The organism is Streptomyces sp. NPDC086519 (assembly GCF_040686075.1).
Taxonomy (GTDB): domain Bacteria; phylum Actinomycetota; class Actinomycetes; order Streptomycetales; family Streptomycetaceae; genus Streptomyces; species Streptomyces shenzhenensis.
In genome coordinates this window covers 20,237-33,345 of record NZ_JBFBJL010000087.1, presented here as the reverse complement: position 1 = coordinate 33,345, position 13,109 = coordinate 20,237, and the positions used below count along the sequence as shown (strand labels likewise).

Below are 13,109 nucleotides of genomic sequence, written 5' to 3'. Positions count from 1 at the left end.
ACCCGTGCCCCGCCGCGGGGGCCGCCGGTGACCCCCCGGCGGCCGCTGCGGCTTTTCAGGAACGTCTCAGGCAGTTCTTCCGCTTCGTATGGGTGACTCACAGACTTCTCTCAGACCGGTACCCGAACGTAATGCGTGACAGAAAGTCACTCAGGAGGGGAACGGTCATGACCGAGAAAGAGCAGCGCAGTCAGGAGCGGGAGAGGGGCGCGGTCGCGGCGGTCCGCCGGGGCACCCGGCGCACGGCGGCCCTGGCTGCGACGGTCGTGCTCGCCGCGACGGCCGGGGTGTTCGCTCTGGTCGGCACCATGCAGTCGGACGCCCAGGCGACGTCGAGCAGCAGCGGTACGACGTCGAGCACCAGCGGCAGCACGGGCTCCGGCTCCAACTCGAGTTCCGGCACGGACAGTTCCTCGTCGTCGAACTCCTCCTCGAACCTCCAGTCCTCCTCCGGCGGTCTCACCTCCGGCAACGGATCCGGCTCCGCCGACGCCACCTCGGGGGCGTCATGACCCGCGCCGCCGCCCCGCGGCCGACGGCCGCCGCCGAGTGGCGTGCCCTCGGCACCACCGTCCGCCTGGTCGTCACCGACCCGGCCCTGCTGGACTCCTGCAACCTGCTCCTCGCCCGGCAGCTCGCCGAGGTGGACGCGGCCTGCAGCCGGTTCCGCGCCGACTCCGAACTGGCCGCACTCGACACCACCCACGGCCGCCCGGTCCGGGTCAGCCCGCTGCTCGCGGAGGCCCTCGCCGTCGCCCTGCGCGCGGCCGAGGCCACGGACGGAGCGGTGGATCCGACCGTCGGCTCGGCGATGGACGCGATCGGCTACGACCGCGACTTCACCCTCGTGAGCGAGGACGACCGCCCGGTCTCCCTGCGGGTGCGCCGCGTCCCGGGCTGGCGCAAGGTCACCCTGGACCCGGCCACCGGCACGGTCGTCGTCCCCGAGGGCGTCCGCCTCGACCTGGGCGCCACGGCCAAGGCCTGGGCCGCCGACCGGGCCGCGCGAACACTGGCCGACACGGCCGGCTGCGGGGTGCTGGTGAGCCTCGGCGGCGACACCGCCGTCGCCGGTGAACCCCCGGCGGACGGCTGGCAGATCCGGGTCCAGGACATCACCGGACCGGTGGGCGAGACGCCCGCGCAGGGCTCGTACGACACCGTCGGCCTGCGCTCCGGCGGCCTCGCGACCTCCGGCACCAGCGCCCGCCGCTGGCAGCGCGGCGGCCACGACCTCCACCACATCGTCGACCCGCGCACCGGACTGCCGGTCCGCTCCCCGTGGCGCACCGTCTCGGTGGCCGCGGCCAGCTGCGCCGACGCCAACGCGGCCACCACGGCGGCCCTGGTCAAGGGCGCGGGCGCCGAACGCTGGCTGACCCGCCTCGGCCTGCCGGCCCGGCTGGTGGCGCACCACGGCACCGTCGTCACCACGCCCGGCTGGCCCGCCCACCGCGCGGCGCTCAAGGCGGCGGCATGACCTCCGAGACCCTGTGGTACGCCAACCGCGCCACCGGCGCCGTCTGCCTGGTCCTCTTCACGGTGGTCGTCCTCCTGGGCATCGCCGTCCGCCTGCGCACCCGCCTGCCCGGCCTGCCGCGCTTCGGCACCATGAGCCTGCACCGCACGCTCTCCCTCTCCGCCACCGCCTTCCTGGCCCTGCACGTCGCCGTGGCGGTCGCCGACGGCTACGTGAACATCACGGCGCTGGACGCCCTCGTTCCCTTCGTCTCCGACTACCAGCCGCTCTGGCTCGGCCTCGGCACGGTCGCCCTCGACCTGATGCTCGCGGTCCTGGTCACCAGCCTCCTGCGGGACCGCCTCGGCCACCGCGCCTGGCGGACGGTGCACTGGCTGGCGTACGCCTCCTGGCCCGTCGCCCTGGTCCACGGCATCGGCGTCGGCACGGACGCCGGCACCGACTGGATGACCTGGCTCACCGTCAGCTGTGTCGCGACGGTGCTCACGGCCTTCGCCCTGCGCGCCGCCCAGGCCGTCCGCGCCGCCCGCCAGACCCCCGCCGCACTCCTGCACACCGAAGGCGCCCACCGATGACCACGCTCTTCACCGACGTCCACATGCCCCCGCGCCTGCTGGCCCCCGGCGGCACCCCGGCCGACCTCACCACGCACGAACAGCGCTACGGCCCGCTCGCGTACGGCAGTCCGGCCGCCCTCCTGCGCGCCCTGGCCGAATCCGGGCTCACCGGACGCGGCGGGGCGGGCTTCCCGGCGTACCGGAAGTTCGCCGCGGTCACCGACGCGGCCCGCCGCACCGAGCGTGCGCCGATCGTCGTCGCCAACGGCGCGGAGAGCGAGCCGGCCAGCCGCAAGGACAAGACCCTGCTCCGGCTCTCGCCCCATCTGGTCCTGGACGGGCTACAGGCGGCGGCCGAGGCGGTCGGCGCGGCGGAGGCCTACCTCGCCGTCGAGGACGGCGCCTCCTACCTGGAGAAGGCGACAGCCCAGCGCCACGACCCGGTGCCCGTGCAGGTCGTCCGCCTGCCCGCCCGCTTCCTCGCCGGCCAGGCCTCGGCCCTCGTCCAGTACCTCTCGGGCGGCCCCGCCCGCCCCACCCACCCGGACCCGCCGGTCCGCGAACACGGGGTGCGCCGCGCCCCCACCCTGGTCCAGAACGTCGAGACGCTGGCCCACCTGGCGCTGATCGCCCGCTACGGCGCCGACTGGTTCCGCTCGGCCGGCACTCCCGCCGAGCCCGGCAGCACCCTCTGCACCCTGCACCTGCCGGGCCGTGAAGTCCGGGTCGTGGAGGCCCCGTTCGGCATGCCCGTCGGCCGGCTCCTCCCCCTGGAGGGGGTGTCCGCGGTCCTGGTCGGCGGCTACCACGGCACCTGGATCCCGGCCGCCGAGGCAGCCCAGGTCCCCCTCTCGGCCGCCTACTCGGGCGCGGGCGTCCTGGCCGCTCTCCCCACCAGCCGCTGCGGTCCGGCCGAAACCGCCCGCCTCCTGCGGTACCTGGCCCTGGAGTCGGCCGGCCAGTGCGGCCCCTGCCTCAACGGCCTCCCGCGCATGGCCGCCGCCTTCCAGACCCTGGCCACCCCCGGCCCCCAGGGCACCGCCCGCACGGACCTCTCCCGCTGGGCGGGCCTGGTGGAGGGCCGCGGTGCCTGCCACCACCCGGACGGCACGGTCCGCCTGGTCCGAAGCGCCCTCACCACCTTCGCGACCGAACTGGACGCCCACTCCCACGGCCACTGCACCGCAACCGACCACTCGCCCCTGCTGCCCGTCCCCGCCGAACGGATCTGACATGGACCAGCACATCTCCGTCGACTGGACCTCCTGCCAGGGCCACGGCCTGTGCGCGGAGCTCCTCCCCGAGCACATCACCCTCGACGAATGGGGCTACCCGCTGGTGGACGACCGCCCGATACCACCGCGCACGAGGAAACGAGCCCGCAGAGCGGCCGCCGACTGTCCCGTCCTGGCCTTGAGACTGAGGGAAGGCTGAACGCCCCGAAAGGAACGCGAGGCTGTGTCACATGTGCGGCTCCGCCGCGTGGGCACGATCAGCCCCCACCGGCCCGCGCCCGAAAACGTCAGACCCACCCGGCGAATTCAAGCAACAGTTCCGCATCCCGCGGCCGCCCCACCCTCCGCGCACGGACACCCGACTCCACCGCCCGGAACAGCGTCCACCCCCGCAACCGCTCCTGATCCACCTCAAGCGACTCCGCGAGCCGTCTGATCCGCCGCCGGGTGATCGACGCCCCGGACGGCGAGGCGATCAGATCCTCCACCCGGTCCCGCACCAACCGCGCCAGATCGAACGCGCACTCCCCGACCACCGGATCCGGCCCCACCGCCAGCCACGGCATCCGCTCCCCGGCCAGCACCTTGCTCTGCCGGAACGTGCCGTGCAGCAGCCGCCGCTCGGGCGGCGCGGCCAGCAATTCCCCCCGGGCCGCGACCGCCGCCGCCACCAACGGCGCCACCTCGGCGTCACCGGCCGACAGGGCCATCGCCGCGGCCTGCCGCCCGGTGCGCTCGGCCACGGTCTCGAACGCGTGCCCCGACGGCGGCTCCACCCAGAGCCGCCGCAGCGTCCCCGCCGCCTCCAGCAACGCCTTCGCCTCGGGCAGCGACCGCACCGACACCTCCGGATGCAGCCGCTCCAGCAGCAGAACCCCCGCGGTCCCGTCGGCCTCCAGCAGCCGCACCGCACCGAGCCCACCCCAGTGCGCCAGCGCCGCCGCCTCGCTCTCCGGCCGGGCCCGCCGCGGCGCCAGCTTCAGCACGGCAGGCGTGTCGTCCGCCCGCCGCACCAGCAGCACCACACTGCTGCGCCCGCCCGGCACCTGCACCCGTTCCACGGTCAACTCGCGTAGCGCGACGGCCTGTTCCACCGTGTCCGGCAGCTTCTCCAGCCACTCGTCACCGTCCGGCGCCGTCTCACCGAGCGCCCTCACCAGGCGCCGCGGCGGTTCGAAAGCCATACGCGAGTCGTTCCTTTCCGGCTCTAGGGAGTCGCCGAGACCGAGGGCGAGGCCGACCCACCGGCCGCCGCCCCGGAGCCCGCCCGCTCGGCGAGCCCAGGGAAGGCTACGCTCTCCCCGCTCCAGCGCACCGCCCGCACCGCGGCCTCCCGCAGCGCCCCGGCCGCCGAGCCGCGCCGCTCGCCGGAGGATGCCCGGACCAGGTCGGAGTACACGTCGGCCACCCGCTCCTCCAACTCGGCGGCGAGCCGTACGGCCGTCGCCGGATCCGTGACGGCGAACGGCAGCGCGTACGCCGCGCTCGCGGCGACGGGCGTACCGCCCAGGTCCCGTACCTCGCGGACCAGCGCGTCCCGGCGAGCCCGGTGCGCGTCGTACGCCTGACGCGCCTCCGCCTGTCGCTGCCCGCCGATCCGGCCGCCGACGACGCCGTAGCCGTAGACCGCCGCGTGTTCGGCCGCCAGCGCCGCCTGGAGCGCCCGGAGCACTCCCGCCCTCGCCTCGTCGCTCACTGGTCCCCCTTCGTCAGCAGGTACGCGTGCCCGGCCCCGGCCGCCGCCACTGCGGCCAGCAGCCGCGCCAGCTCGCCCGGCACGTCCAGCAGTGCCTCGGCCCGCTGGGCGGCGAGGCTCCGCTCGGCGGCGGCCAGCGCGGCGAGCGCGGACCTCTCGTCGGCGGGCACGGCCGGCGAGGGCGACGCGGACGCCGTGGCCGACAGTGATGCGGACGCCGTGGCCGACGGCGATGCGGTCGCCGTGGGCGAGGCCGCGCCCTCCTCGAACGCCACCGCGTGCGCCGCCACCTCGGCCCGCAGCGGCCGCAACCGCTCCGCGAGCGCCGGATGGGCGGCGAGGACGGCGTCGTACTGCCGCAACAGCCCCCGGCTGTCCCGCGCCGCACGCGCGCGTGCCCGCGCGGACACCGACGGACTCCCACCGCTCCCGGCAGAGTCCGAATCAGTGGAGCAGCCCACCAGCACGGCAGCCGAGGCCACCGAGACGAACAGGCTCCTTCTGCGCAACAGGGAGGGGAACGACACGGCAGACGTCCTCAGGGGGCTCGTACGAACACACGGGCGGGCATGCACTCCGCCGTGATCACGTTACCCGCGCATCCCCCCAACCGGCGTCACCGCCTCGACGCCTCTCCGCCGCAGCCGACCAAGGGGCGAGAGGAACCGCGTGACCAGCCACGAACACCCCGCACCCGCCCGCAAACCAGAGCCCCCACCCCCCGTAGGCGAACGGCCCCACCGCCGGAGGCACCCGCACGCAACACCCCCCGCGACCCGATACCCTTTGACCAGACACACGACCCATCCCACAACAGCACACGCGGCCGAGGAGTCACCCGGATGAGCACCACCCAGAGCGAGAGGCTGCGAGAGCTCCTGGAACCGCTCGTCATCTCCCAGGGACTGGATCTCGAAGAGATCGCCGTGGACTCCGTCGGCCGCAAGCGTGTACTGCGCGTCGTCGTCGACTCCGACACCGGGGCGGATCTGGACCAGATCGCCGATGTGAGCCGTGAGCTCTCGGCGAAGCTCGACGAGACGGACGCGATGGGCGAGGGGGAGTACACCCTGGAGGTCGGCACCCCCGGCGCGGAGCGCCAGCTCACCGAGCATCGGCACTACCTGCGCGCCGTGGACCGCCTGGTGCGGTTCCAGCTGACCGAGGGCGGCGAACTGGTCGCCAGAATCCTGGACGTCGACGACACGGGCCTCGACCTGGAGGTGCCCGGCGTCAAGGGCCGCAAGGCCACCAGCCGCAGACTCGGGTTCGCCGAGATCGACAGGGCGCGTGTGCAGGTCGAGTTCAACCGCAAGGACAAGAAGGACATGACGGAAGAGGAGGAGGCGTAGCCGTGGACATCGACATGAGCGCCCTGCGGGGCTTGGTTCGGGAGAAGGAGATCTCCTTCGACCTGCTGGTCGAGGCGATCGAGTCGGCCCTCCTCATCGCCTACCACCGCACCGAGGGAAGCCGCCGCCACGCGCGCGTGGTGCTCGACCGGAACACCGGGCACGTGACCGTGTGGGCGAAGGAGGACCCCGAGGACCTGGAGGAGGGGCAGGAGGCGCGTGAGTTTGACGACACCCCGTCGGGTTTCGGGCGGATCGCCGCCACCACCGCCAAACAGGTGATCCTGCAGCGGCTGCGCGACGCCGAGGACGACGCCACGCTCGGGGAGTACGCCGGCCGCGAGGGCGACATCGTCACCGGAGTGGTCCAGCAGGGCCGCGACCCGAAGAACGTGCTCGTCGACATCGGCAAGCTGGAGGCCATCCTGCCGGTGCAGGAGCAGGTCCCCGGTGAGACCTACCCGCACGGGATGCGGCTGCGGTCGTACGTCGTACGGGTGGCGAAGGGTGTCCGCGGCCCGTCCGTCACGCTCTCCCGCACCCACCCGAACCTGGTCAAGAAGCTCTTCGCGCTGGAGGTGCCGGAGATCGCCGACGGGTCCGTCGAGATCGCCGCCATCGCCCGCGAGGCCGGTCACCGTACGAAGATCGCGGTCCGTTCCACCCGTTCGGGTCTGAACGCCAAGGGCGCCTGTATCGGCCCGATGGGCGGCCGGGTCCGCAACGTCATGGGCGAGCTGAACGGTGAGAAGATCGACATCGTCGACTGGTCGGACGACCCGGCCGAGATGGTGGCGAACGCGCTGTCCCCGGCCCGCGTCTCCAAGGTGGAGGTCGTGGACCTGGCGTCCCGGTCCGCACGGGTGATCGTGCCGGACTACCAGCTGTCGCTGGCGATCGGCAAAGAGGGACAGAACGCCCGGCTGGCCGCCCGGCTCACCGGCTGGCGCATCGACATCCGCCCGGATACCGAACAGGTGTCCGAGTAGATCGCCGGGTGGGTGACCCTTCCTCCGTCCGGGATTCACTCGGACGGAGGGAATAGTTCCAAGCCGCAGGTCGCTTGGATTACGACAACAGCCGTTCGATCTTTGCCCCGAAGGGGTGAGGTCGGTACGGGGAGGTAGACTTAACTGTGTCTGGCCGGACGCAAGCCCGCGCATGCCCTGAACGCACCTGTGTGGGGTGCAGGCAGCGAGCGGCCAAGACCGAACTGCTGCGGATCGTGGCGGTCGAGGACGAATGTGTCCCCGATCCTCGCGGTACGCTGCCCGGCCGGGGAGCGTATGTACACCCTGTCCAGGTCTGTCTGGACCAGGCGGTGCGCCGCCGGGCACTCCCGCGGGCGCTGCGCGCCCCGGGCCCGCTGGACGTAAAGGCGTTGCGCCGGTACGTCGAGCAGTAACACCGTAAGAAGCGTCGTTCGGAACGTCCGTGCGGCTCTGGTACCCCGCGAGTTGGAAGTAGGTCGAGATTGCGATGAGCACTCGATGAGCACGCGATGAGTACGCCCATGAAGTAGCGACGGTCCGGACGCACCCGGACCTAAAAGGAGCGAAGTGGCTAAGGTCCGGGTATACGAACTCGCCAAGGAGTTCGGGGTTGAGAGCAAGGTCGTCATGGCCAAGCTCCAGGAACTCGGTGAATTCGTCCGTTCGGCGTCCTCGACGATCGAGGCGCCCGTAGTACGCAAGCTGACAGACGCCTTCCAGGGCGGTGGCAACGGCAGGTCCGCCCCGCGCAAGGCTGCCCCCAGGCCCGGCGCGCCCTCTCCGGCGCAGGCGGCCCGTCCGGGTGCCCCCAAGCCGGGCGCCCCGCGTCCGGCGGCCCCGCAGCCGCAGGCGCAGGCCCCGGCGGCTCCCGCGGCTCCGCAGGCGCCCTCGGCTCCGGCACCGGCGCCGGTCACCCCCGCGCCGGCCGCCTCCGGCCCGCGTCCCGTCCCGGGTCCGAAGCCCGCGCCGCGTCCGGCTCCGGCCGCGCCCGAGTTCACGGCTCCGCCGGCGCCTCCGGCCGCCGCGGCGCCGAGCCCGGCCGCCGCACAGGGCCAGCGTCCCGGCAACGCCCCGCGTCCGGGCCAGGGTGCCCAGCGCCCCGGTGGCCGTCCGGCCCCCGGTCAGCGCGATGCCCGTCCGGGTCAGGGCGCGCCGCGTCCCGGTGGCCAGGCCCCGCGTCCCGGCGGTGCCCGTCCGGCCGGCCCGCGCCCCGGTAACAACCCCTTCACGTCCGGTGGCTCCACCGGCATGGCCCGCCCGCAGGCCCCGCGCCCGCAGGGCGGTCCGCGCCCGGGTGGCCCCGGTGCCCCCGGCGCCGGTCCCCGTCCGCAGGCGCCCGGCGCCCAGGGCGGCGGTCCGCGTCCGCAGGCGCCCGGCGGTGCCCGTCCGAGCCCGTCCGGCATGCCCCGCCCGCAGGGCGGTCCGCGTCCCGGCGGCGGCTCCGCGGGTCCGCGTCCGAACCCCGGCATGATGCCGCAGCGTCCCGCTGCCGGCCCGCGTCCCGGCCCCGGTGGCGGCGGTCGCGGTCCCGGCGGTGCGGGTCGTCCCGGCGGCGCCGGCCGTCCCGGTGGCGGCGGCTTCGCCGGCCGTCCCGGCGGCGGTGGCGCCCGTCCGGGCGGTGGCGGCGGCTTCGCCGGCCGTCCCGGCGGCGGTGGCCCCGGCGGCGGTGGCGGCGGCTTCGGCGGCGGTCCCGGCGCTGGCGGCGGCGGTCGTCCCGGCTTCGGCGGACGTCCGGGCGGTCCCGGCGGCCGTGGTGGCACGCAGGGCGCCTTCGGCCGTCCCGGCGGTCCGGCGCGTCGTGGTCGCAAGTCGAAGCGGCAGCGTCGCCAGGAGTACGAGGCCATGCAGGCCCCGAGCGTCGGCGGCGTGATGCTGCCGCGCGGCAACGGCGAGAGCATCCGTCTCTCCCGTGGCGCGTCGCTCACCGACTTCGCGGAGAAGATCAACGCCAACCCGGCGTCCCTGGTCGCGGTCATGATGAACCTCGGCGAGATGGTCACGGCCACGCAGTCGGTCTCGGACGAGACCCTGCAGCTCCTCGCCGGCGAGATGAACTACACGGTTCAGATCGTCAGCCCCGAGGAGGAGGACCGCGAGCTGCTGGAGTCCTTCGACATCGAGTTCGGCGAGGACGAGGGCGGCGAGGACGACCTGGTGGTCCGTCCGCCGGTCGTGACCGTCATGGGTCACGTCGACCACGGCAAGACCCGACTGCTCGACGCCATCCGCAAGACGAACGTCATCGCGGGCGAGGCCGGCGGCATCACCCAGCACATCGGTGCCTACCAGGTCTCGACCGAGGTCAACGACGAAGAGCGCAAGATCACCTTCATCGACACCCCGGGTCACGAGGCGTTCACCGCCATGCGTGCCCGTGGTGCGAAGTCGACCGACATCGCGATCCTGGTCGTCGCGGCCAACGACGGCGTCATGCCGCAGACGGTCGAGGCGCTCAACCACGCCAAGGCGGCCGACGTCCCGATCGTCGTCGCGGTCAACAAGATCGACGTCGAGGGCGCCGACCCGACCAAGGTGCGCGGTCAGCTGACCGAGTACGGCCTGGTGGCCGAGGAGTACGGCGGCGACACCATGTTCGTCGACATCTCCGCCAAGCAGGGTCTGTACATCGACGAGCTGCTGGAAGCGGTCGTCCTGACCGCCGACGCCTCGCTCGACCTGCGGGCCAACCCGAACCAGGACGCGCAGGGCATCTCGATCGAGTCCCGTCTCGACCGCGGCCGCGGTGCCGTGGCGACGGTCCTCGTCCAGCGAGGCACGCTGCGGGTCGGCGACACGATGGTCGTGGGCGACGCCTACGGCCGAGTCCGCGCCATGCTCGACGACAACGGCAACAACGTCGCCGAGGCCGGCCCCTCCACGCCGGTGCAGGTCCTGGGTCTGACCAACGTCCCGGGCGCCGGCGACAACTTCCTCGTGGTCGAGGAGGACCGTACGGCCCGCCAGATCGCGGAGAAGCGTGCCGCCCGCGAGCGCAACGCGGCCTTCGCGAAGCGCACGCGCCGCGTGTCCCTGGAGGACCTGGACAAGGTGCTCAAGGCCGGCGAGGTCCAGCAGCTCAACCTGATCATCAAGGGTGACGCTTCTGGTTCCGTCGAGGCCCTGGAGTCCTCCCTGCTCCAGCTGGACGTCGGCGAAGAGGTCGACATCCGCGTCCTGCACCGCGGTGTCGGTGCGGTCACGGAGTCGGACATCGACCTGGCGATGGGCTCCGACGCCATCGTGATCGGCTTCAACGTCCGCGCGGCCGGCCGCGCGGCGCAGATGGCCGAGCGCGAGGGTGTGGACGTCCGGTACTACTCGGTCATCTACCAGGCGATCGAGGAGATCGAGGCGGCCCTCAAGGGCATGCTCAAGCCGGAGTTCGAGGAGGTCGAGCTCGGTACGGCGGAGATCCGCGAGGTCTTCAAGTCGTCCAAGCTGGGCAACATCGCGGGTGTTCTCATCCGCTCCGGCGAGGTCAAGCGCAACACCAAGGCGCGCCTCATCCGCGACGGCAAGGTGGTCGCGGAGAACCTCAACATCGAGGGCCTGCGTCGCTTCAAGGACGACGTCACGGAGATCCGCGAAGGGTTCGAGGGCGGTATCAACCTCGGCAACTTCAACGACATCAAGATCGACGACGTCATCGCGACGTACGAGATGCGCGAGAAGCCGCGGGTGTAAGGCCTACGGTTGGTAGCTGGCCGACGGGACTCCGGTGCCGTCGGCCGGCACTTTTCGCCATCCGGCCGACCCGGTCGGCTGAGAGGCACCGTCACGGGGCTCCGCCCCGGACCCCGGCCTCGCGCGCCCACCACCCGACTCGGTGAGCTGAAACGGTGCCCCCTCGGGCGAAGTCCGCTCGGCGGACCGAGGCGGTGCCTTCTTGGCCGACCGAGTCGGGTGGTGGGCGGGCGAAGGCCTGGGTCCGGGGGCGGAGCCCCTGGCGGGGTCCGGGGCGGAGCCCTGTGACGGCCGGGGAAAGTCGGTCGAGCCCCCGGCAGGGACGGGGTACCGTTCCTGGCAGGGCCATCGATCCCGTACCGGCGGGTTAACCGGATACACACATGTACGTGGGGACCCTGTCCTTCGACCTCCTCCTCGGCGACATCCACTCGCTCAAGGAGAAACGCTCCGTCGTCCGCCCGATCGTCGCCGAACTCCAGCGGAAGTACGCCGTGAGCGCGGCCGAGGTGGACCATCTGGACCTTCACCGCAGGGCCGGCATCGGCCTTGCCCTGGTCTCCGGCGACGCCGTGCACCTGAGTGACGTGCTCGACCGGTGCGAACGGCTGGTCGCCGGCCGCCCCGAGGTGGAGCTGCTGTCGGTCCGACGGCGCTTTCACGGCGACGACGACTAGACCTGAGAACGACAAGAAGAAAGAACGGGAGACGGACCAGTGGCCGACAACGCGCGGGCGAAAAGGCTGGCGGACCTCATCCGAGAGGTGGTGGCCCAGAAGCTGCAGCGCGGGATCAAGGACCCGCGGCTCGGCTCGCACGTCACCATCACGGACACCCGGGTCACGGGTGACCTTCGGGAGGCGACCGTCTTCTACACGGTGTACGGCGACGAGGAGGAGCGGAAGGCCGCCGCCGCAGGTCTGGAGAGCGCCAAGGGCATTCTCCGGTCCGAGGTCGGCCGCGCCGCCGGCGTGAAGTTCACGCCGACCCTCGCCTTCGTGGCGGACGCCCTCCCGGACACCGCCCGGAACATCGAGGACCTCCTCGACCGGGCGCGCCAGTCCGACGCGAAGGTCCGCGAGGCCTCCGCGGGCGCCGCCTACGCCGGTGAGGCCGACCCGTACCGGAAGCCGGGCGAGGACGACGCCGACGAGACGGACGACGCCGCCGAATGACCAGCAAGCCCACCCCGCCCGACGGCCTTGTCATCGTCGACAAGCCGTCGGGCTTCACCTCGCACGACGTCGTCGCCAAGATGCGGGGCATCGCCCGCACCCGGCGCGTCGGGCACGCCGGCACCCTCGACCCGATGGCCACGGGCGTCCTCGTCCTCGGCATCGAGCGGGCGACCAAGCTCCTCGGGCACCTCGCCCTCACCGAGAAGGAGTACCTGGGGACGATCCGCCTCGGCCAGAACACGGTCACGGACGACGCCGAGGGCGAGATCACCTCGTCCACCGACGCCTCCCGGGTCACCCGCGAGGCCGTCGACGCCGGCATCGCCAAGCTGACCGGCGCCATCATGCAGGTCCCGTCCAAGGTCAGCGCCATCAAGATCGACGGTGTGCGGTCGTACAAGCGCGCCCGGGACGGCGAGGACTTCGACATCCCGGCCCGCCCGGTGACCGTCTCGTCGTTCGCCGTGTACGACGTCCGGGACGCCGTCGCCGAGGACGGCACCCCCGTACTCGACCTGGTCGTCTCCGTCGTCTGCTCCTCCGGCACCTACATCCGCGCCCTCGCCCGCGACCTCGGCGCCGACGTGGGCGTCGGCGGCCACCTCACCGCGCTGCGCCGCACCCGCGTCGGGCCGTACAAGCTGGACTCCGCGCGCACCCTGGACCAGCTCCAGCAGGAGCTCACCGTGATGCCGATCGCCGAGGCGGCCGGGGCCGCCTTCCGGCGCTGGGACGTGGACGCCAGGCGGGCCCGCCTGCTCACCAACGGCGTGCGCCTGGAAATGCCCGACGAGTACGCGGGCACCGGCCCCGTCGCCGTGTTCGACCCCGAGGGCCGCTTCCTGGCGCTCGTCGAGGAGCACAAGGGCAAGGCGAAGAGCCTCGCCGTCTTCACCTGAGCCCTGCCCGTGGAGCGGCGACCACGGGGTCTGATG

At 73.1% G+C, this 13,109-nt stretch carries 15 protein-coding genes; 11 read left to right on the top strand and 4 right to left on the bottom strand.

What is annotated here, in order from left to right; genetic code table 11:
* Positions 1–190: 190 nt before the first annotated feature.
* The gene (locus tag AB0P24_RS43235) at positions 191–463 is read right to left on the bottom strand and encodes a hypothetical protein (protein WP_365804130.1); all 273 of its coding nucleotides are present in this window, start codon (positions 461–463) and stop codon (positions 191–193) included.
* A 45-nt stretch (positions 464–508) separates the two neighbouring features.
* On the opposite strand from AB0P24_RS43235, the gene AB0P24_RS43230 reads away from it, so the two are divergent.
* Genes AB0P24_RS43230 through AB0P24_RS43215 form a run of 4 tightly spaced genes read left to right on the top strand, consistent with a single transcriptional unit; the run spans position 509 to position 3,471 of the window.
* Complete coding sequence (locus AB0P24_RS43230; RefSeq protein WP_365804128.1) at positions 509–1,480, top strand: FAD:protein FMN transferase; 972 nt, start codon at positions 509–511, stop codon at positions 1,478–1,480.
* On the top strand, positions 1,477–2,055 hold the full coding sequence (locus AB0P24_RS43225) for a ferric reductase-like transmembrane domain-containing protein (protein WP_365804125.1): 579 nt from the start codon (positions 1,477–1,479) through the stop codon (positions 2,053–2,055). Before AB0P24_RS43230 ends, AB0P24_RS43225 begins: the two co-directional genes overlap by 4 nt.
* The gene (locus AB0P24_RS43220; RefSeq protein ID WP_365804123.1) at positions 2,052–3,269 is read left to right on the top strand and encodes an NADH-ubiquinone oxidoreductase-F iron-sulfur binding region domain-containing protein; all 1,218 of its coding nucleotides are present in this window, start codon (positions 2,052–2,054) and stop codon (positions 3,267–3,269) included. Before AB0P24_RS43225 ends, AB0P24_RS43220 begins: the two co-directional genes overlap by 4 nt.
* Position 3,270: 1 nt before the next feature.
* Positions 3,271–3,471 (top strand): ferredoxin, encoded by a 201-nt coding sequence (locus AB0P24_RS43215; RefSeq protein WP_365804121.1) that lies wholly within the window; start codon positions 3,271–3,273, stop codon positions 3,469–3,471.
* Positions 3,472–3,559: 88 nt separating this feature from the next.
* On the opposite strand, the gene AB0P24_RS43210 is transcribed toward AB0P24_RS43215, so the two are convergent.
* Genes AB0P24_RS43210 through AB0P24_RS43200 form a run of 3 tightly spaced genes read right to left on the bottom strand, consistent with a single transcriptional unit; the run spans position 3,560 to position 5,378 of the window.
* Positions 3,560–4,456, bottom strand: a complete 897-nt coding sequence (locus AB0P24_RS43210) for an aminoglycoside phosphotransferase family protein (protein WP_365804119.1) — start codon at positions 4,454–4,456, stop codon at positions 3,560–3,562.
* A 23-nt stretch (positions 4,457–4,479) separates the two neighbouring features.
* On the bottom strand, positions 4,480–4,968 hold the full coding sequence (locus tag AB0P24_RS43205; RefSeq protein WP_365804117.1) for a ferritin-like domain-containing protein: 489 nt from the start codon (positions 4,966–4,968) through the stop codon (positions 4,480–4,482).
* Positions 4,965–5,378 (bottom strand): hypothetical protein, encoded by a 414-nt coding sequence (locus tag AB0P24_RS43200; RefSeq protein ID WP_365804115.1) that lies wholly within the window; start codon positions 5,376–5,378, stop codon positions 4,965–4,967. Before AB0P24_RS43200 ends, AB0P24_RS43205 begins: the two co-directional genes overlap by 4 nt.
* A 432-nt stretch (positions 5,379–5,810) precedes the next feature.
* Here AB0P24_RS43200 and rimP point away from each other — a divergent pair, with 432 nt between their 5' ends.
* From rimP to truB, 7 genes are all read left to right on the top strand, one after another.
* Positions 5,811–6,320: a ribosome maturation factor RimP gene (rimP, locus tag AB0P24_RS43195; protein ID WP_365804113.1), complete on the top strand. Its 510-nt coding sequence runs from the start codon at positions 5,811–5,813 to the stop codon at positions 6,318–6,320.
* A gap of 2 nt (positions 6,321–6,322) precedes the next feature.
* Complete coding sequence (gene nusA, locus AB0P24_RS43190) at positions 6,323–7,309, top strand: transcription termination factor NusA (RefSeq protein ID WP_365804111.1); 987 nt, start codon at positions 6,323–6,325, stop codon at positions 7,307–7,309.
* A gap of 146 nt (positions 7,310–7,455) precedes the next feature.
* Positions 7,456–7,725, top strand: coding sequence for a YlxR family protein (locus AB0P24_RS43185; RefSeq protein ID WP_365804109.1), 270 nt, complete (start codon positions 7,456–7,458; stop codon positions 7,723–7,725).
* A gap of 154 nt (positions 7,726–7,879) precedes the next feature.
* Positions 7,880–10,996 carry a translation initiation factor IF-2 gene (gene infB, locus AB0P24_RS43180; protein ID WP_365804107.1) on the top strand — a complete coding sequence of 1,039 codons (3,117 nt, stop codon included), beginning with the start codon at positions 7,880–7,882 and terminating at the stop codon, positions 10,994–10,996.
* A 383-nt stretch (positions 10,997–11,379) separates the two neighbouring features.
* A complete protein-coding gene (locus AB0P24_RS43175; protein WP_365804105.1) occupies positions 11,380–11,673 on the top strand; it encodes a DUF503 domain-containing protein in 294 nt (97 codons plus the stop codon).
* A 39-nt stretch (positions 11,674–11,712) separates the two neighbouring features.
* Positions 11,713–12,171 carry a 30S ribosome-binding factor RbfA gene (rbfA, locus tag AB0P24_RS43170; RefSeq protein WP_181806720.1) on the top strand — a complete coding sequence of 153 codons (459 nt, stop codon included), beginning with the start codon at positions 11,713–11,715 and terminating at the stop codon, positions 12,169–12,171.
* Positions 12,168–13,073 carry a tRNA pseudouridine(55) synthase TruB gene (gene truB, locus AB0P24_RS43165; RefSeq protein WP_365804103.1) on the top strand — a complete coding sequence of 302 codons (906 nt, stop codon included), beginning with the start codon at positions 12,168–12,170 and terminating at the stop codon, positions 13,071–13,073. The genes rbfA and truB overlap by 4 nt, the downstream gene beginning before the upstream one ends.
* Positions 13,074–13,109 lie beyond the last annotated feature (36 nt).